This is a genomic window from Chryseobacterium candidae (genome assembly GCF_004916905.1).
GTDB lineage: Bacteria > Bacteroidota > Bacteroidia > Flavobacteriales > Weeksellaceae > Chryseobacterium > Chryseobacterium candidae.
Map to the genome: position 1 here is coordinate 37,014 of NZ_SDLV01000029.1, position 19,815 is coordinate 56,828.

General features: G+C 35.8%; 20 protein-coding genes. 16 read left to right on the forward strand and 4 right to left on the reverse strand.

What is annotated here, in order from left to right; genetic code table 11:
* The first annotated feature begins 14 nt into the window (after positions 1-14).
* The gene (locus EK417_RS14155; protein ID WP_076596646.1) at positions 15-236 is read left to right on the forward strand and encodes a phosphate ABC transporter substrate-binding protein; all 222 of its coding nucleotides are present in this window, start codon (positions 15-17) and stop codon (positions 234-236) included.
* A gap of 1,302 nt (positions 237-1,538) precedes the next feature.
* On the opposite strand, the gene EK417_RS14160 is transcribed toward EK417_RS14155, so the two are convergent.
* Complete coding sequence (locus EK417_RS14160; RefSeq protein ID WP_076596647.1) at positions 1,539-1,877, reverse strand: helix-turn-helix domain-containing protein; 339 nt, start codon at positions 1,875-1,877, stop codon at positions 1,539-1,541.
* A gap of 11 nt (positions 1,878-1,888) precedes the next feature.
* Positions 1,889-2,317 carry a transposase gene (locus EK417_RS14165; RefSeq protein ID WP_076596648.1) on the reverse strand — a complete coding sequence of 143 codons (429 nt, stop codon included), beginning with the start codon at positions 2,315-2,317 and terminating at the stop codon, positions 1,889-1,891.
* 621 nt (positions 2,318-2,938) lie between these two features.
* On the opposite strand from EK417_RS14165, the gene EK417_RS14170 reads away from it, so the two are divergent.
* A complete protein-coding gene (locus EK417_RS14170; RefSeq protein WP_136522515.1) occupies positions 2,939-4,477 on the forward strand; it encodes a SulP family inorganic anion transporter in 1,539 nt (512 codons plus the stop codon).
* A gap of 161 nt (positions 4,478-4,638) precedes the next feature.
* Here the strand turns inward: EK417_RS14170 and fusA are convergent, their stop codons facing one another.
* Positions 4,639-6,705, reverse strand: a complete 2,067-nt coding sequence (gene fusA, locus EK417_RS14175) for an elongation factor G (protein WP_136522516.1) — start codon at positions 6,703-6,705, stop codon at positions 4,639-4,641.
* Between the two features lie 625 nt (positions 6,706-7,330).
* Here fusA and EK417_RS14180 point away from each other — a divergent pair.
* The 9 genes from EK417_RS14180 to EK417_RS14220 all read left to right on the forward strand — a co-directional run bounded on the left by EK417_RS14180 (position 7,331) and on the right by EK417_RS14220 (position 14,430).
* On the forward strand, positions 7,331-7,999 hold the full coding sequence (locus tag EK417_RS14180) for an HAD family hydrolase (RefSeq protein WP_136522517.1): 669 nt from the start codon (positions 7,331-7,333) through the stop codon (positions 7,997-7,999).
* A gap of 8 nt (positions 8,000-8,007) precedes the next feature.
* Entirely contained in the window at positions 8,008-8,832 is an 825-nt protein-coding gene (locus EK417_RS14185; RefSeq protein WP_136522518.1) for a phosphoribosyltransferase family protein, read from the forward strand.
* Positions 8,822-9,379, forward strand: a complete 558-nt coding sequence (locus EK417_RS14190; protein ID WP_047428250.1) for a TerD family protein — start codon at positions 8,822-8,824, stop codon at positions 9,377-9,379. The genes EK417_RS14185 and EK417_RS14190 overlap by 11 nt, the downstream gene beginning before the upstream one ends.
* Before the next feature lie 2 nt (positions 9,380-9,381).
* Positions 9,382-10,557: a toxic anion resistance protein gene (locus EK417_RS14195; protein WP_181416165.1), complete on the forward strand. Its 1,176-nt coding sequence runs from the start codon at positions 9,382-9,384 to the stop codon at positions 10,555-10,557.
* Between the two features lie 160 nt (positions 10,558-10,717).
* The gene (locus tag EK417_RS14200) at positions 10,718-11,521 is read left to right on the forward strand and encodes a hypothetical protein (protein WP_136522519.1); all 804 of its coding nucleotides are present in this window, start codon (positions 10,718-10,720) and stop codon (positions 11,519-11,521) included.
* Positions 11,522-11,589: 68 nt separating this feature from the next.
* On the forward strand, positions 11,590-12,198 hold the full coding sequence (locus EK417_RS14205) for a TerD family protein (RefSeq protein WP_076596653.1): 609 nt from the start codon (positions 11,590-11,592) through the stop codon (positions 12,196-12,198).
* Between the two features lie 86 nt (positions 12,199-12,284).
* Complete coding sequence (locus EK417_RS14210) at positions 12,285-13,325, forward strand: TerC/Alx family metal homeostasis membrane protein (protein ID WP_076596654.1); 1,041 nt, start codon at positions 12,285-12,287, stop codon at positions 13,323-13,325.
* A gap of 163 nt (positions 13,326-13,488) precedes the next feature.
* On the forward strand, positions 13,489-14,016 hold the full coding sequence (locus EK417_RS14215; RefSeq protein ID WP_136522520.1) for a TetR/AcrR family transcriptional regulator: 528 nt from the start codon (positions 13,489-13,491) through the stop codon (positions 14,014-14,016).
* Between the two features lie 3 nt (positions 14,017-14,019).
* Positions 14,020-14,430 carry a nuclear transport factor 2 family protein gene (locus EK417_RS14220; protein ID WP_110368262.1) on the forward strand — a complete coding sequence of 137 codons (411 nt, stop codon included), beginning with the start codon at positions 14,020-14,022 and terminating at the stop codon, positions 14,428-14,430.
* Between the two features lie 48 nt (positions 14,431-14,478).
* Here EK417_RS14220 and EK417_RS14225 read toward each other — a convergent pair whose 3' ends face one another.
* The gene (locus EK417_RS14225) at positions 14,479-15,480 is read right to left on the reverse strand and encodes a catalase family protein (RefSeq protein WP_136522521.1); all 1,002 of its coding nucleotides are present in this window, start codon (positions 15,478-15,480) and stop codon (positions 14,479-14,481) included.
* Positions 15,481-15,778: 298 nt separating this feature from the next.
* On the opposite strand from EK417_RS14225, the gene bamJ reads away from it, so the two are divergent.
* The 5 genes from bamJ to EK417_RS14250 all read left to right on the forward strand — a co-directional run bounded on the left by bamJ (position 15,779) and on the right by EK417_RS14250 (position 19,683).
* Complete coding sequence (gene bamJ / locus EK417_RS14230; protein WP_076596658.1) at positions 15,779-16,213, forward strand: BamJ family beta-barrel-assembly machinery protein; 435 nt, start codon at positions 15,779-15,781, stop codon at positions 16,211-16,213.
* Between the two features lie 139 nt (positions 16,214-16,352).
* A complete protein-coding gene (locus tag EK417_RS14235; protein ID WP_136522522.1) occupies positions 16,353-17,303 on the forward strand; it encodes a hypothetical protein in 951 nt (316 codons plus the stop codon).
* Positions 17,304-17,326: 23 nt separating this feature from the next.
* Positions 17,327-17,779 (forward strand): Rrf2 family transcriptional regulator, encoded by a 453-nt coding sequence (locus EK417_RS14240; protein WP_228457941.1) that lies wholly within the window; start codon positions 17,327-17,329, stop codon positions 17,777-17,779.
* A 62-nt stretch (positions 17,780-17,841) separates the two neighbouring features.
* Entirely contained in the window at positions 17,842-18,495 is a 654-nt protein-coding gene (locus EK417_RS14245) for an NAD(P)-dependent oxidoreductase (protein ID WP_110368266.1), read from the forward strand.
* Between the two features lie 15 nt (positions 18,496-18,510).
* The gene (locus EK417_RS14250; protein ID WP_136522523.1) at positions 18,511-19,683 is read left to right on the forward strand and encodes an MBL fold metallo-hydrolase; all 1,173 of its coding nucleotides are present in this window, start codon (positions 18,511-18,513) and stop codon (positions 19,681-19,683) included.
* The last annotated feature ends 132 nt before the right edge of the window (positions 19,684-19,815 follow it).

The window sequence follows — 19,815 nt, forward strand, 5'->3', positions numbered from 1 at the left end:
AATACTCAATACTTATGAAAAAAGCTAAAGCGTTAAGAAAGAAATTCGGATTCAATGAATATGAATTGATTGACTTCCCAAAGAAAATTTCCGGTGTACAGATTTCCAGAATCTTATATGGAAATGAAATGGGTTGTTCGCGATGTTTTCCACACGGTTTTGAAGTGGTGAATGCAACGTATACAAAGTTCCAGCGATGTTGGAAGAAATACAGAAAAACCCAATGGAAAAATTAAAATCAGGTGTCGTTTTGGAATCATACTTCGAGTTAGGTCTTCAGATGTAGGTTCAATTCCTGCCATTCCTGTTGTAAACGGAACGTAGCTCAAAAGATAGAGCAGAAGAAAAAGAAGAGATTCCACCGTTTTTGCCCTGATATTATTAAAAGAGTGCCGTAGAAAAGATCTACTTCGGTTTAATTTGGTTCGATTCCAGAAAGGTCATGAAAGTGATCTTGTATAAGTCTTTTCGAACTTAGCCTCTTTTGTTTAAATCATATCAATGAAAAAAAGTAATAAAAGTCGAAATTTCCAGCGATGAGAAGTATGGAAATATGACATAGGAAATGGAGGCGTTAAGAAAATAAACTATACGAATGGTAAGAAAATTCTATTGTTTGAAGCGCGAGACAGAAGGTGAAGCGAAGAACTGATATAACATTCGCGCAAGTTTTAGAATTTTTAGAGAGTATAGGTTATTTTTAGCCGGAGTTTCCAGGTCTTGAATTTCTGGTTCTTTTGCTTCAAGGCAAAACGAACCAATAGGTAAATAAAAATTTACACTACGTAAATAGATTGCGCAGTATCAATATAATTTTGTAAAAAGAAAACTAATAACTAAAAATAAAAAATCGAGTGTCGTCTTAGAATCATACTTCGAGATTGAGTAAACATTGGGTCGCAGGTTCGAATCCTGTCTTTTCCCTCGAAAAGGAGAAGTAGCTCAGCAGGTAGAGCAAATGCACGGAAGATTCTGAAAAATATTACCTTGATTTGTAAAAGAGTGCTGTAGAAAAGGCCTGCTTCGGTTTAATTTGGTTCGACTTCAGAAGGTCATGAAAGTGATCTTGTATAAGTCTTTTCGAACTTAGCCTCTTTTTTATTTTAAAAACAAACAAGTGCCGTAGAAAAATGTTACTTCGCTCATCACGACGGGGTCACGGGTTCGAATCCCGTCTCTTCCACAATAAAAAAACACAGTCTATATAGGAAGAGTAGCTCAGCTGGTTAGAGCACGACTGCATTATTCGTTTTTTGCCTTGTTTTTACAACATACAAGAAGCCGGAAGTGGGACGTTGAAAGATCTTTGTATATAATTTTCTATAAAGTCAGATAGATTATCGGCTTTAACCTCTTTCTTCTTTCCACTTCCAGCTTCTTTATATTACTATTTTGAAGTGTCGTTAGGAAAAAATTCATCGTAACACAATTAGGGGAGGAATAGCGAAGCCGGTCACTCCGGCAAGGTTATCCGGTTCGACTCCGGCAAACGTTAGCCCGTTTTTTTCCTTACTATTACCTTTAAAAAAGCCGGTAGTTTACTTACCGGCAATTTTCATTGTATCTTCAAGCTCTTCTTCAAACATCACTTTCCACTTAGAAAGAGTAGTTCTGCTTATTTTATATTTTCTGGACATATAACTTATGGAATGACCATGCTTTTTCTGATACTGCAGTAATTTTAGCATAGTCTGTTTGTCATAGGTTTTGAGTTTTTGATTTTCTCTGGACTGCTTGAACAGTTTTTCATTGAATTTAAGCACATCCTCACTGGTATGAAGCTTTTCAAGAAGTTCTTTGATTTTCGGATCTTTCAGCTTTTCAGGATATTCCGTTTTAAGCATATCCAGGTAAATTTTTTTATAATTGGGACGCATGTCTTATCTGTTTATCCGTTTGCATTATCACTCTTCTGAAGCCATCTGTGAAGGGTACTTTTCGGAATAGAATATTCTTTAATCACTTCACTATGGGTCATCTCACCGGAAAGAATTCTTTTCATGATAAAGTCTTTGATTTCCTGAGTATAAATATTTTTCCTGAAATAAGGCGTTTTTTCGGACTTCTGCTGGTTTTTGTTAATGGCAGAAGGAGGGGCGTATAAAATCAAATGTGAGCTGTAAAGTCTGAAAAAATCATATTCCAGTAACTTGCTCCATCTTAAAAGAAGATCCGTATCCATTGATTTGCTGTCATACATCATTTCAACAGTCTCTTCATCTTTACTTAAAAATTTGCATATCCTCTCTACTGTAATTTCATTTTCATCAACTCTTTCCTTTATAAATTTCCCAATATGGATTTCTTTATATAACATTTTTACTGAATATTGTTCTTTTGTTTAAATTTATATATAAAAAAACGAGAATAGGTGCTGTATATATTATGCTTTGCAGGGAATAATTCACAAAAATTTGAAATTGATTAACAATAGAAACAATGATTTAAGAATACTAAAATAGGTTTTATAAGACTACTATTTATCTTATAAAATGGATATGTATTTTGCTAAATATCTTAATAACAGGCGGGTAGGGATCGCCTTAATGTACTTGCAATATATTCTTTATTTTCAATGGTTTTCTCTTCTTCTCTTTCAAACTTCTTTTCCTGCCATTTGTGTCAAATAATATATAACCTATTAAGGTTTTATGCAATTCTATGAGTTAAAGCTGCAGATAAACTGATAAACAGCTTTTTACACATTGAATTTTAAATTAGTACCGAATAATTGCTTATTCTTTTTCAAATGTAGACAAAAATAAGAAGTAAAAAGAATCATAAATATAAAAATTATAGATTATATATTTATTTTAATTAAAATTAACATATTATAAGAACTGATGTGGGAATTATTTAAATGGCGGATTTGTTTCTCAAAAAATCATAAAAAGAAAAAATTGTGTACCATCGGGACAGTCCATACCTTTGCCTATCAATGAAAAATACTATAAGCTTATTCGATTTTTCGAAAAAAATCAATTATAAAAATGAATTGCTGGCTGGTTTTACTGTAGCGATGACGATGATTCCTGAATCTCTTTCATTTGCTATCCTGGCCGGTTTGTCTCCTCTTACAGGACTTTATGCAGCTTTTATGATGGGATTGGTAACAGCTGTTTTAGGAGGGCGTCCGGGGATGGTTTCCGGTGGAGCAGGAGCAACTATTGTTGTGCTGATTGCTTTAATACAATCTCATGGGATAGAATATCTTTTTGCCACCGTAGCACTTGCCGGAATCCTTCAGATGATGGTAGGAATTTTTAAACTGGGGAAATTTGTAAGGCTGATTCCACAACCCGTTATGTACGGATTCCTGAACGGTTTGGCTATTATTATTTTCATGGCACAGGTAGAACAGTTCAAAATCACGGATAGTAATGGTGGGATAAGCTGGCTGCAGGGAATGCCTTTGTATATCATGGCAGGCTTAACGGCTCTTACAATCGCAATTGTTTATTTTTTTCCGAAAATCACAAAAGTTGTCCCAGCCTCTCTTGTGGCAATTATAATTGTCTTTGCAATTGTTCTCGGATTTAATATTCCGACAAAAACGGTAGCAGATATTGCTCATATCAGTGGAAATCTTCCTGATTTTCATATCCCGCAGATTCCTTTTTCGCTGGAAACGTTACAGATTATTTTCCCTTATGCCTTAATTATGGCCGGAGTAGGTCTTATTGAATCCCTTCTGACATTATCCATGGTAGATGAAATTACCAATACAAAAGGAAAAGCAAATAAAGAATCCGTAGCTCAGGGGCTGGCTAATATTGCCAATGGCTTCTTTGGCGGAATGGGTGGATGTGCAATGGTAGCGCAAACGCTGGTGAATCTTAACGCCGGTTCCAGAGCCAGATTATCCGGGATTATAGCATCATTATTAATTTTAATCATTATTCTGTGCGGAGCACCAGTCATAGAGAAAATTCCTATGGCAGCTTTGGTTGGAGTGATGATGATGGTCGCTATCAGTACTTTTCAGTGGGTATCGATCAGGATTGTGAATAAAATGCCGAAGTCTGATATCTTCGTCGGAGTTACTGTGGCATTGGTTACGGTGATTTTACATAACCTGGCTTTAGCAGTCTTGATTGGAGTGTTCATTTCAGCATTGGTTTTTGCCTGGGATAATGCTAAAAGAATCAGAGCCAGAAAATATGAGGATGAAAATGGAGTGAAGTATTACGAAATATACGGACCTTTATTTTTCGGTTCAGTAACAGCGTTTACAGATAAATTTGATCCTATGAATGATCCTGATCAGGTGGTGGTTGATTTTAAAGAAAGCCGCATTGTAGACATGAGTGCAATAGATGCGCTGGACAAATTATCCAAACGGTATAAGCAATATCATAAAACCTTACACCTGCGTCATCTCAGCGAAGACTGCCGGAAAATACTTAAAAATGCAGAGGCCGTAGTGGAAGTTGATATCCTGGAAGATCCAACGTATAAAGTAATGCCGGAAAAATAGCGAAGAGGGCAATAAGTAAATTTTGCTTCGCAAGTGAATGATGAATTTTTGTAGTTTAGAAAAAATTAACAGGCGCAGCGGATTGACGATTGACTTTTCACTATAAAAACTCCCCATAACCAGACAAGGACTGTAAGAAAAAATCTACAGTCCTTGCTTGGTTAGGTGATTAATGTATTGGCAATAAAATCAGGCACTAAAGCATAGTGAGATAATTTCATGCTGATAGAAGCGTGTCCGCTTGTCAGTGTTCTCAGGTCAGAGATGTACCCGAAAGTGGAAGCTAACGGAACTTCTGCCGCAAAAATTTTTCTTCCTGATCTTTCATCAATAGAAGTGATCATTCCTCTTCTTCTGTTAATATCCGCAGTGACAGCACCTGTGTATTCCTCTATACTTTGGATCTCTACCTGCATGACAGGTTCCATCAGTTTAGGACTACATCCTTTTGCTGCCGTTTTGAATCCTTCTCGTGCAACAATTTCGAAATCAAATGCTGCAGAATCCTGAGCGTGGAAAGAACCGTCAAGAAGAGTGACTTTCATATTTTCCAGAGGATATCCTTTCAATGGTCCATGATTCATGGCTTCCTTGAATCCTTTTTCAATAGAAGGAATAAATTCAGTAGGAATAACGCCTCCTTTGATCAGGTTAATAAACTCCAATCCGTGTTCATGGTCATTTCCTGGTCCGATTTCAAAAGTGATATCAGCAAACTGACCGCTTCCTCCGTTTTGTTTGGAAAGCTTTTCTCTGTGAACTTTAGTTTCCGTTAAGATCTCACGATAAGAAACTTTAGGTTTTCCCTGATTGATTTCAATACCATGATTCAGGCGGATTTTTTCCAAAGTGACTTCAAGATGAAGTTCACCCAATCCACTCAATAAAGTTTCCCCTGTCTGCAGATCTCTTTCAACCACCAAAGAAGGATCTTCTTCCTGAATTTTTGCCAGCACCAAACCGAAAGATTTCTCATCACCATTCGTTTTCGGCTCGATAGCAACTCTGATCACAGGAGTCGGAATTGTAATGGCTTCCAGTAAAATCGGTTGCTCTGTAGAACATAAAGAATCTCCGGTTTTGGCATCTTTTATTCCTGTTAAGGCAACAATATCTCCAGCTTTAGCTTCTTCAAGAGATAACGTTTTGTCTGACTGCATTTGTAAAATCCTGGAAATCCTGAAACTTTCACCCGTTCTTACATTCAGTATCGTATCTCCGGATTGTATCCTTCCGGAATACACACGAAGCATAGCCAGTCTTCCCATGTGTTTGTCAATCAATACTTTGAAAACAAGTCCTGAAAAGGCAGTTTCCTCATTTCTTTTCAGTACTACCGTTTCTTCTGTATGAGGATCTTTTCCCTGCAGGTCAGCAAGCTGATCCGGAGCCGGAATATAAGTGACTATAGCATCAAGAAGAGGCTGGATTCCTTTATTCTTAAAAGCAGAACCACACAGAACAGGTACGGCTGCTACGGATCTGCAGACTCTTTGTATAGCTTCCGAAATCATTTCAACAGTGACTGTTTGTTCAGTATCCATAAAGATTTCAAAGAACATCTCGTCATTTTCTGCCAGGGTTTCCATTAATTTTATCCTGTATTCATCAGCTTCCACAATATAATGGTCGGGAATTTCCTTTTCCACAATGGTTTCTCCGTTTTCATCATTCCAGTATAACGCTTTCATTTTAACAAGATCGATTACTCCTTCAAAATGGTTTTCAGCGCCAATCGGAATCTGAAGGGCAAGAGGAACGGTATTCAGTTTAGTTCTTATCTCATGAAGAACCGCGAAGAAATCTGCTCCAATTCTGTCCATTTTATTGATAAAACAGATTTTGGATGTTCCGTGTTTTTCAGCCTGGAACCAGACATTTTCAGTCTGTGGCTGAACTCCTGAAGAAGCACAGAAAACGGCGACAACACTATCTAAAACTCTTAAGGAACGTTCTACTTCCACTGCAAAATCAATGTGTCCTGGCGTATCAATAATGTTGATGTTATAAACTTTTTCGTCCTTTTTCCATTGGGTAGAAACTGCAGCGGATGAAATGGTAATCCCTCTGTTTCTTTCCTGTATGTCTTTATCCATGGTGGTATTTCCATCATCTACATTACCAATTTTATGAATAAGTCCTGTATAATACAAAAGCCTTTCTGATAACGTTGTTTTTCCTGCATCTACGTGTGCTATGATCCCTATATTTCGTGTGTTATATTTCATTTTGTTTGATTTAAATTGTTGATTTTTAGCTCTGTATTTAGAAAAGGTTCTGAAAAAATGAACACAAAATACACCCCGGTCTTATAAAGCCGGTAAAACATTTTTTGTATTTCGTATCAAAGGGAAATTTTCAGAGATCTTAACAAATACCAGAAGTTTTTTGAATTGTTAAAGTCTGAAATCAGGGCAGCAAAAAAGACCTATCCGAATAGACAGGTCTTCAATATATTTTTTAGTATAAAAGATCTGTAGAACTATTCAGATAAATATTCAGTGCTGCCAAAGAACACAGCTCTGACAGGATTGCTTAAGGTTATAATATTTATCATTTTTGTTGACATTGTTGATTTTTAATCGGTTGCGAAATTATAATTTTTTTTTGATTTTCAAAGAATTTTTGAAAATATTTTTTTGTGGGCGGATAGTAAACACTTCGTAAATCACCTTCCGTGTGACTGTCAAATTTCAGGAATTTCATAAAAATATCTTAAAACAGATAACGGACGTAATGCTTTTATGATAAATATTTTATCTTTGGGAAGAATAGTATTATAGACACTTTTTGATGATAAAATAATTACATCTTTTTCAAGAAGCTAAATAAAAACTTTTAACTTAAAACCTATTGAAAACAGATATCGACATCCATAACCACCGTCATTTTTCCTTTGACCTGTGGCTCACCTTAATCAAATCTCACCCTGAATTTAAAACAAAAAGAGTTGAGCTGTTCTCCTCATTTTTTAATGTAGATAAACCGATAGAGCAGGTTGCGAAAACCGTAAAATATTACGATAATCTTTGCAATACTATTAATGAAGTAACAGGAGGAAATATAAACACTTTTGAGATCTACCTGATGATTCTCGGTGCTCTGGATGTAGATGTAAAGCAATTGAATAAAGAAAAACTCAATTCGTTTTACGCTAAAAGTGAAGACTTGTTTCTGGAATACAAACCCGTTGTTATTTTTGAAAATATTCATGATTTTTTTGAGGATATCAAAAACCAGGGAAAGACCATTAATATTCTGAGCAATACAGGCTTTATCAAAGGGAAAACCATGAGAAAATTTCTGATTCATGAAAATCTGGATCAGTATATAGATTTCCATATCTATTCTGATGAAATCAACTGTTCCAAACCGAATCCGCTTATTTTTCAGGAAGTGAAGAATAACATCAAAGATAAGGATTTGCCGCTGCATCAGATCCTGCACATCGGAGACAATCCGGTAGCAGATTATCAGGGAGCAAAAGATTTCGGTTTCAGTGCCCATTTACTTAAACACTAACAATAAACATGAATACAAGATACAGCTTACACCACATTCATTCGGCGGATGAGTTTACTTTCTCCCCTGCGGAATACAGTTATTTCAAATATGGCGATAAGTCGTATGCTGAAAAATTTGCAAGAGAATTGTTCGACGGATTTATTTCGGAAAATGAAGAACTCTTAAATACGGATAAAGAAATTGTTGTACTTCCAAGTCCGTACATGGCGATTCCTACAGCATCCAATTTTTTATGTTTTTACTTTAAAAAGCATCTTGATTTTTACTTGTTTCAAAAAGGAAAAAAGTCAAGCATTTTATCTAAAATCAATCGTAATCATACATACATCACAGATTACGGGAATCTTAATTTTGAAGACCGAAAAAATCTGATCGCCAATGACACTTATTATATCGATAAAGATTTTTTGAGAGGAAAACTTTGTATTTTTATAGACGATATAAAAATCACGGGAAGTCATGAATATACAGTCAACAGAATCCTTAATGAATATAATGTTGAGGCAGATTTTATGTTTCTGTATTATGCAGAGCTGATGAATTTTGATCTTGACCCGAAAATTGAAAACTTTTTCAACTATTACGCCGTGAAAAATGTAAATCATGTTGCAGAAGTGATGAATAAAGAAAGCTTTCAGTTCAATACAAGGATTGTAAAATATATTTTAGGGTTGGATTCAGGTAATTTTGATTATCTTACGTCTAAAGTAAAAAAGGAACAGATGGACCTGCTTTTGGAGCTGGCGATCAGTAACAATTATCATTTAATAAAAGAATACGAAAACAATATCAATACTTTAACACAAACGGAATTATATTATGGCTATTAACTTACAAAAAGGACAAAGAGAAAACATTAACGCACCTAAATTTACTGTAGGTTTAGGATGGGATATCAATAATACTTCTACAGGAACGGCTTTCGACCTTGATGCTTCTTTATTTTTGCTTGGGGACGACAAAAAATTAGTTTCAGATAATCACTTTATTTTCTATAATAATCTTGAGTCTCCGGACAAATCTGTAATTCATACAGGAGATAACCTTACAGGAGAAGGATCAGGTGATGATGAGCAGATCAAAATTGATCTTACAAAGATTGATGATGCTATCAAAGAAATTACAGTAGTAGTAACCATTCACGAAGCTGATTCAAGAAAACAAAACTTTGGACAGGTAAGAAATTCTTTCATCAGAATTTTCAATACAGATACGAATGAAGAGATCTTAAAATATGAATTAGACGAAGATTTCTCCATCGAAACCGCTGTAGAATTCGGAAGAATTTACAACAGAAACGGAGAATGGAAATTTGAGGCTGTAGGAGCAGGACAGAGAGACGGCCTTGAGAAATTTGTATCAATTTATCAGAAGTAATTATGGACAATCAGGAAAATCAACCCATAGATCCGCTAGGATCAATAGAACCTCTTAAAACCTTTGAACCGACTCCAATGGTTCCGCCAACTCCGGCTCAGCCTGTTCAGAATGCAGCGCCGGCAGTTCTTGTGGATAGAGAAGGAAATGTAAACCTTACTCAGCTTCAGTCAGAAGAACGTCAGAAATATGAAGTTCTTGCCAACTCCATTGATGAGGCCAACCCAGGTTCCATCGTGAATTTCGGGGCGGAACTTCAGAAAACTCTTACCAATCAGAGTGACAGCTTCTTAGGGAATGTAAGAAGATCCAACTCCGGAGAAGTAGGAGGACTTATCAATGATCTTTTGGTAGAGCTTAATTATGTAGATGTAGAGGAGCTTCACGGAAATAAAGTAAAAAGCTTCCTGAGCAAATTACCATTCATGAAAAAGGTGATGACTCAGGTGGAAAATCTTTTTGCAAAATACGATAAGATCATCAATAATATTGAGCAGATCTCTTATAAAGTAAATGCCGGAATTATCACCTCTACAAAAGATAACGCTGTACTTCAGACTATTTTTGAAAGCAATGTGAATTCTATCAAGCAGATTGAAGATCTTGTGATTGCAGGAAATATCAGAATGGAAAGAGCTGCCGTAGAGCTTGCTCAAATGGAAGCTGCTCCTCAGAATTTTCAGGATTATCAGATAGCGGATAAAAGAGATTTCATTGCAAGATTAGACAGAAGAATGGCTGATCTTAAAGTGGTGCGTGTGATTATGATGCAGTCGCTTCCTCAGATCAGACTGGTACAGAATAATAACGTTTCTATTGCTGAAAAAGCACAGACAATTCTTACCACCACACTTCCTGTATGGAAAAATCAGCTTTCATTAGCTGTAGCGATGTACAGACAGCAGCAGAATATTGAAATCCAGCAGAAAGTCTCTTCTACTACAGAAGAAATTTTAAGAAAGAATGCTGAACGTCTTGGCCAGAATTCAGTGAATGTTGCCAGAGCAAACGAACAGACTATTGTGTCTGTAGAAACATTGAGAGAAACAACATCAATGCTGATCAATACATTGAATGAAGTGAAACAAATCCAGAAACAGGGAGCAGATAACAGAAGAAAGCTGGATCAGGATCTTCAGACATTGGAGCATGAACTTAAAGCGAATGTCAGAGGTTAATTTATAGGATACCAAGGTGGGGGATGATGCAGCAACCATATTGTCGCAAAGCAAAAGAAGGTTAACAAAGCTTAAGCTTCTCGCTAATTTTTTTGAACATATTGATATTATATCTATTTACATCAAAACGGATATTATTCACAATCTGTTCCAGGAAAATATGGCTTTAGATTATAATAAACTGGAACTTTTCCACCTGCAGTATACCGACAGCCTTATAGAACTTCTGACTAAAATTAAAAAACAGAAGGAAAATGACATGCTGGCGGTCATCAATGAAATTAACATCAACAGTAAATATATTTCAGGTTTTGAAGAAAGGAGGGTAGACAGTTTTGAGACCGACAGGAAAATGTACAGCGGAGTATTTTCCCAGCATCTGAAAACGGTATATAAAGACCTTACGGAAGATAGCTTTACAGCCAACTGGGAAAATGTACTGTACTTTCATAAAAAATATGCTCAGGAATTTTACAGAACGGAAGCAGATGAAACGCTGCTGAAATCTGATTCTTTCCCGGCCTATCAGTATAAAGACTATTCCATTGAAAGAAAGCTTTTAGGAAGGCTTAATATACAGGGATTTAAAGTCCGTTTTGTCTGCGGTTACCTAATTGGAACCCATGATTATGAGCTTTTCAAAATCTTTCAGTCTGATGATCATTTTATTTTCAGTGTAGACGAAAAGAAATTGTATCTTTTTGACAAAGAAATGGATAAACTGGATATTTCTGAAAATCAGTCTAACCAGAGTTCTATTATTGATCAGCTGAGAAGCAAAAATGAACAGCTTGAACATAGCATGAACGAAAGAAAACGTACGTTACCGGCAGAAGTAGAAGCGGTTTTAAAAGATTATATCAAAAACCTGGAAAATATGGATATAATGAGCAAAATATTTGACTTCGACGAAGAAACCAATATCTTGCGGGCAATGCTTAATCTGAATTTGAATAATAACTAAACGAAATTTGTAAAGCAAAGAAGATTCGCTTTTTTGCAGAAAAGTAAATAACAACTAAAGATAAAAAGATGGCTATCAACTTACAAAAAGGTCAGAGAATCAACCTTAAAAAAGAAAATGGAGCTGAGCTTTCCCAGGCTTGCGTAGGAATTAACTGGGGAGCAATTGAAAAGAAAGGATTTTTTGGAACTAAAAAAGAAGCAGTAGACTTAGACGGAAGCTGTATTTTATATGATTCAAACAAAAACGTTACAGAAGTAATCTATTTCGGAAATCTTAAATCCAGAAACGGATCTGTAAGACACAGTGGAGACGATCTTACCGGTGACGTAAACGGAGATGACGGATTGGATAACGAAGTGATCACTGTAGATTTCAGCCAGCTGGAACCTAATGTAGAGCATGTGGCAATGGTGCTGAACAGTTACAGAGGTCAGGATTTCGGAACCATTCCTTTTGCTTCTATCCGTATTTATGAAGGAACTCCTACCAATGTGAGAGAAGTTTTTGCAAAATATGATATTGCGAATGATGCTTCTTTCAGCGGACACGTAGCAATGGTAATGGGTGTTTTCTACAAGAGAAACGGAGAATGGAAATTCAACGCAATCGGAGATCCTACAGCAGATAAAAAGCTGGAGCAGACGATCCAAACGGTACAAATGAATTATCTATAATCAATTGTAAATCAAAAGGTAAATAAATTAGCAATAGTTGTACTCTGTACATCTGTTGCTTTTATCATATAATAACATAACTCAAAGTGGAACATCAAAGTATTTTAGAACTGCACCCTGGTCTGGTGTGGGGATTTGCAGTAACGGTCGTTATCATGCTGCTCCTGGACTTAGGGGTATTTAACAAAAAAAGTCATGAAGTATCTTCCAAAGAAGCTACCATCTGGTCTGTCGTATGGATTTCATTATCCATGGTATTTTCAGGAGTGGTTTATTGGGTATTCAATACCGATGGAAGCCCTGAAAGTCACGCTTTGGCAGTAGAGAAATTTACACAGTATCAGGCTGCCTATTGGATTGAAAAAGCCTTGTCTGTGGATAACTTATTTGTATTTATCCTGGTTTTCGGCTTCTTTAAAGTTCCGAAATTTCTTCATCACAAAGTCCTTTTCTGGGGAATCATTGGAGCATTGATCTTCAGGGCTATATTCATCTTTGCAGGAGTAGGGTTAATTAACCTGACTTACCTTCCTGAAATGAATATCTTTGGTGAAGCGGTTAAAATCAACGTTGTGATGACCTTATTCGGATTATTCCTTGTCTATGCAGGGATCAAGTCATGGGGAGACGGTGATGATGATGATGACGAAGATTACAGCAATACGGCAGGAGCAAAACTGATCAAGAGTTTCTGGAAAGTTTCAGATAACTACGATGGAGATAAGTTCTTCACCATCCAGAACGGAATCAAAATGGCAACTCCTCTTTTAGTAGTAGTGGGTGTTATCGAGTTTACGGACGTTCTTTTTGCTGTAGACTCCATCCCGGCGATCTTTGCAATCTCAAATGACCCTTTTATCCTTTATACATCGAATATCTTTGCTATTTTAGGATTAAGATCATTATACTTCCTGCTGGCAAACTTTATTCATATGTTCAGCAAGCTTCCATACGGATTGGCAATTATCCTGTCCTTCATTGGAGTTAAAATGCTTATTGCTCCATGGATTCATATTCCGTCCCCGATTTCATTAGGAATCGTAGGAGGTGTATTGGTGATCTCTGTTCTTTTATCCGTTATCTTCCCTGAAAAGGAAGAAGAGAAGAAAGAAGAACTGGAAGAATAATCCTATTTAAAAATACTATCAAGCCTCTGGAATTTTTTTCCGGAGGCTTTTTTATTTGCGTTTTCCAATCTTATTCCCCCAAAAATATTTTAAAAATAAACAATATACAGACTGGTCTGTATATTGTTTTTTTTCATACATTTGTTCCAGAAAAGAAAAGCATATGAAATCTCCAAGAGAAAGAATTGTAGAAACAACCTTTGAATTGTTTGCAAAACAAGGGTATAATTCTACAGGGATCAACCAGATTATTTCCGAAGCAGAAGTTGCCAAGGCGAGCTTTTATCAGCATTTTAAATCCAAAGAAGATCTGTGTGTAGAATTTCTGAACGTGAGACATGAATATTGGTTTGGTGAACTCAATATTTTTTTAGCCAAAGAAAAAGATTCAAAATCTAAAATCATCAAAGCTTTTGATTTTTTAGTTTATATGAATGAAAAGGAAAACTTCCGGGGATGCAGCTTCCTGAATATTCTATCGGAAATTCCAATGGATAATACTAAAATACTGAGCGTTATTCAGTCACATAAATCAGATCTGAGAAATCTTTTTTCAGAATTGATTAATGATGACGAACTTTCTGATCATATCTATCTGCTTTTTGAAAGCAGTATTATAGAAAGCCAGCTTTTTAAATCCAATGAACTCCTTGAAAAGTCAAAAAAAATAATTACCAATTTAATACAATAAGTTATGGAACAAAAACATCCGCTTCCGCCTTTCACTATTGAAACGGCACTGGAAAAAATTCAACTGGCAGAAGATGCATGGAACAGTCAGGATCCTGAAAAGGTTTCCAAAGCTTATACCATCAACAGTGAATGGAGAAACAGGGATACCTTCGTGAATGGAAGAGAAGAAATAATAGTATTCCTTCAGAAGAAATGGGAAAAAGAACTGAATTATAAGCTTAAAAAAGAATATTGGGCACATACTGATAACCGTATTGCCGTTCGTTTTGAATATGAATATCAGACCAAGGATGGAAACTGGTTCAGAGCCTATGGAAATGAAAACTGGGAGTTTGATGAGAATGGACTGATGGCCAAAAGGTACGCAAGCATCAATGATCTTGCTATCCAAGAAAAAGACCGGAAATTATAAATAAAAGACTGTCGTTATAACAGTCTTTTATTTATAATTATTCTTTCCTTATTTCCCATGCAGCAGCTTATTAATCTTTCTTCTGGTTTGCAAAGAAATTTTATAAGCTTCATCCCGCAGTTTCTGTATTTTTCCTACAGGCTGGAAGAATATTTTACTTTCAAAAGGATTGAATGAAAGAAGTTCATTCGTACAATTACGGGAGTCCAATAAGGAATCTTTATTGATTCTTACCTCACCAATTTTAATAAAAGGAGAGTTTTTCCATACAACATTCAGTTTGTTGATAGGCTGATCTTTCAGATCATAACAGATCTGTATCAAAACATCTGCTGCAAAATCATTTGTCTGAAGATAGTTTTTTAACGAATCTTTGACCTTTTGCTTCCTGCCAATATTTTTATCTACAGACTTTGGACATAATTTTATTTTAATGACCTGGTCTCCCAGACGGTAAGCGCCTACAGAATGATAATCAAACGACAGCATAAAATCATTTCTCTTTCCAATAAGCTTTAGCATATTGCGGAGCATATCCCCAGTGAACAAAGAAGGAATCATTTTAATCATCTGAATACATATAGGGAATACTTTTCTCCATTGCTTCATATAAAGCTGATTAATTGCTGTAAAAAACTTCAAAAACGTAGAAACAGAATTAATAGGAAACAAAGGGAAATTAACCAACGGATAATTGGCAAGCAATACTCCGTTTTCATCCTTGATCTGCACAGCAAAGCCATAGGCCGGAATATCTTTTTTTGAATTTTTGATTTTCAGCTGAGCATTAGAAAAACGTATGGTCAAATCAAATTTTTCCTTATCAAAATAGGGTTGTAATGATTCAGGGATATCAGGTTCTATCCAGAAAGTACCTTTTGCTACCGCATAGGTTTTGGCATGAGCATTCCGGGTAGCATAATTGACATCACTGATGGAAGAGGACTGCTCAACAAAATCTGCTATTGTTTTTTTATTGATTTCCAGAAGCTTTTTTTCCTCCTCATTCAGTTCATCAAACTTCTTATTATATTTTAATGGATTTGGCATTTAGTTTTTAAAATTCAATTATAACGCCAAGTTTTGGAATCTGTGTTAAATAAGTATTACAATTATTTGAATTTTGTTGAAAATATCTTTGAAAATAAGGAAATGTAAGATAATATGATTAATGAATATTAAAAAAAAATACTGTTTAACTTGTTGATTTTTAGTGTTTAGTTTTTTTTAATAAGAATGCTTTAAGAACATATCGATTAGAAAGGAAATGCTTTGGTGTTTTAAACTTCCCTCACTGAGCTTCCACCTTCCAACCCTAAAAAGCCTTATCTTTGTAAAAAATTATAATATGGGAGTAGCAGATATGTTATTTAAACGTAAAAAAGAATTAGCAGAAAAGAACCTGAAAGACGGTAAAGAATATATGGAAGAGTATGGTAAAAGAGAAAGCGTTGTGCAGTTACCAAGCGGCTTGCAGTATGAAATTATTACAGAAGGTGAAGGCCCGAAACCTGGCCCAAAATCTACTGTAAAATGTCACTACCACGGAACTACCATTTCCGGTAAAGTATTCGACAGCTCTGTGAAAAGAGGTACACCTGCATCTTTCCCTTTAAACAGAGTTATTTCAGGATGGACGGAAGCGCTTCAGCTAATGCCTGTAGGAAGCAAATGGAGACTGATTATTCCTCCGCACTTAGCGTATGGAGATCAGGAGATCAGCAAAGAAATCGGACCTAACAGTACTCTTGTTTTCGAAGTTGAATTGCTGGATATTAAATAATACTACTTAAAAATAGATTAAAATTTACCTGATTTCAGGTAAATTTTTTTATTTGTATTATATTCGTATTGACAATTGTATGGGTGAAGAAAATTATGAACCGGGTACAATTCATCAATCCTGCACAAAAAATGACTGAATGAAAAAACTTTTTTATCCTTTGATTGTTTTCGGGCTTCTTACATCCTGTGTTTCCAGGAAGAATCAGGCTATTCAGCAGAATATTCTCACACTGAAAGACAGCTACTGCAAAGCTCCGTTCAAATATAACTACAGCAATAAACTTCCCTCTTACAATGCTGATTCTATTTTGGCAGCCAATAAAGAATTAAAAGAAATTTTTTCCGATCAGAGTATCCTGATATTAAATGCACTGGATAACTTAGACGAAGTTCATAAAATTATTGATCTTAAAAAAGACTCATCCCTTGCTTCCCAAATTAAAGTTTTACAGCTAAAGACAAAAATAAATAGTAAAATAACGATTGCTCTTACAGAATTGGATGCGGTAGCTGCGGAGTTTGACTGTGAAGGAGAAAGAGTAGCACAGATAGGAAACTATGTGGATAACCTGAATTCGTCAAGAAATAATAAACTTATTTTATATTCAATTGTTGCAGGAGCAGCAGCTTCCATCGCAGGAGGAATTGTACAAGATCAGGGCTGGAGTAATGCTATCGATATAGGCGGAGGGGTGCTGGGAGCTGGTTTTGGTTTGGCAACCCTTAATCCTAAAGGTAAAAAAGTAGAATTTATCCATCAGAGAAATCTTTTAAGAGATATATGGAGAGAAAAATTAGAATCTCCCAATTTTCCGCCTTTTATATGGTATATGTATACTGAGAAAAAGTTTTCCAACAAAGAAGAGCATTCCATTATTGGAAATATGAAAATGAGATGGCTGCATTATCAGTTTGATGACAGTAAGGAGACAGCAGATAAATCTGTGATCTTCAGTGATGGCGGGTTTTACAGGGCTGATGATCTTCATAACCGAGCTGCTATGCTGAATCAGATGCAGTCGGCAACCCGTACCATTAATCAAAACATCAATTATCTGTTGCTGGATCTGGATAAATTAATCCTTTAAGAAAAATTTAACTGTAATAAATTTTGTTACATTTAAAAAATGTGTATCTTTGCCCTGTAATTACAATGAACAATACAAGATTTGCTACGGCAGTACATATTATGACACTATTGGCGAAAAGCCCTCAGGAGTGGCTTACTTCTGACTGGATGGCTGGCAGTATCAATGTAAATCCGGTGATTATCCGAAAGGAGATCAGCGTATTGAGAGAAGCAGGTCTGATTATCAGCAGACAAGGAAAAGAAGGAGGAAGCCAGCTTGCGAAGAATGCTGAAATGATCACTATTTCTGAGATCTATAAAGCAGTAAAAAATACCGAAGTATTAGGCAAAAAAAATCAGAATCCCAATCCGGCATGCAGTGTTGGAAAGGAGATCAACAATCATTTAAATACATTATTTGAAGAAACAGATCAATTGGTGGTAAACTTTTTAGGAGACAAGTCATTACAGGAATTCACTGACCAGTTCGAATAAAAATTTTTTACCCTTAAATGTAACAAAATTTATTACAATTTAATTAAAAAAAATAAAACATTATGAAAAAAGTAGCAGTAATTGGTGCAACAGGATTTGTAGGAGCACACGTAGTATCAGAATTAGCAGAAAGAGGATATGCGGTGGAAGCATTGGTAAGAGATGCATCAAAAGTGAAAATACAGGAAAATGTAACCGCAAAAAGTGTTGACGTAAACAATGTTGATGAATTAGCAGAAGCATTGAAAGGAAGTGATGCGGTAATCAGCACATTCAATGCAGGATGGACGAATCCTAATCTTTACAACGATTTTTTAAATGGTTCAGAGAACATTGAAAAAGCAGTAGAACAGTCTGGAGTAAAAAGACTGATTGTAGTAGGCGGAGCAGGCAGCCTTTATACTCCGGATAATGTACAAATTGTAGATACTCCTGATTTCCCGGAAGCTTACAAACCAGGTGCAACAGCAGCAAGAGACTATTTAAACAAAATCAAAGAAAATAATACTCTCGATTGGACATTCTTCAGCCCTGCTATTGAAATGAACCAGGCCAACGTAGGAGAAAGAACAGGAAAATACAGAACATCACTGGAAACTCCTGTATTTGATGACAACGGAAGAAGCCGTCTGTCTGTAGAAGATGTAGCCGTAGTTTTAGTAGATGAATTAGAGCAGAACAACCATATCCGTGAACGTTTTACAGCTGCTTACTAACATAAAAGAACAGAGATGATACAAAAAAAATTATGGTCGTTATTAGCACTGTTGGGATTTGTCAGCATATTCGCGGGAAATCTCAAAGTAAAAGTATATAATCCGGGAACCAAAGCTATATTTCCCATTACGTCTACCATTATTTATGGAGATAAAGATGCCATACTTGTGGATGCTCAGTTTCAGAAACAATATGCAGAACAGCTCGTTAAAGAAATAAAGGCAACAGGAAAAAAACTGAAAACAGTCTTCATTTCTCACAGTGATCCTGATTTTTATTTTGGATTGGATGTGATTAAAAAAGCTTTTCCTGATGTAAAAATTATTTCAACAGCTCAGACCGCTTATCTGATATCAGCTTCCAAAGATGATAAACTGTCAGTATGGAAACCACAGTTGAAAACAGATGCGCCTTCAGAAATTATAGTTCCTGAAGCAGCTGTTTCAATTCCTGATCTAGAAGGAAATAAAATTGAGATCAGACAAAATCCGGAAGATCCGGCGCATAGTTTTCTTTGGATTCCTTCCATCAAAACCATTGCAGGCGGGATTTCAGTTTCTGTTGGCTCACATCTTTGGATGGCGGATACTCAGAATGTTAAAGCAATCGATCAATGGATAGAACAGATTGATGCTATGAAAGGTTTGAAACCGGAAAAAGTTATTCCTTCTCATTTTGCAGAACTTTCCACATCACCACAATCTCTTGATTTTGTAAAAAGCTATCTGGAAAATTATAAACAGGCAGTTAATGAAAACAAAACTTCATCTGCTATTGTAGATTTCATGGTTAAAAAATACCCTGATCTGCCAGGAAAGGAAGAACTTGAAATGGGAGTAAAGGTTTATCTTAAAGAAATGGACTGGGATCTTAAATCACCATATCCGGCAATCGGGCATAAAGTGGAAGTGGATTTTGGAGCAGTAAAATTCATCCTGGATTTTAAAGATAACAAAACCATGACATTCACAGGAACAGCCGGAAGTTCAAAAAACAGTACAGACACTGTGGAATATACCGCTGTAGAAGTGGCGAAAAATATTTTTATGGTCTATTGGCATGAGCCACACCTTGGTTTCAATGTAACCCATATTCAGGATTATAATAAAAATATCATCTACTCGAATATTGCAGGTCCCGGCGGTACATTTACCCATCCGAAAGGAACGCTTAAAATTTTAAAATAAAAAGACAGCTGCCAGTGCAGCTGTCTTTTTTGTATCATAATAGTTAACAATAAAATATCACCAGAGCTCATCAAATCAGTTTGCTGATTCCAACTTTGTCTCCTTAGACTCAAAAGAAAGCAAATTAAAAAC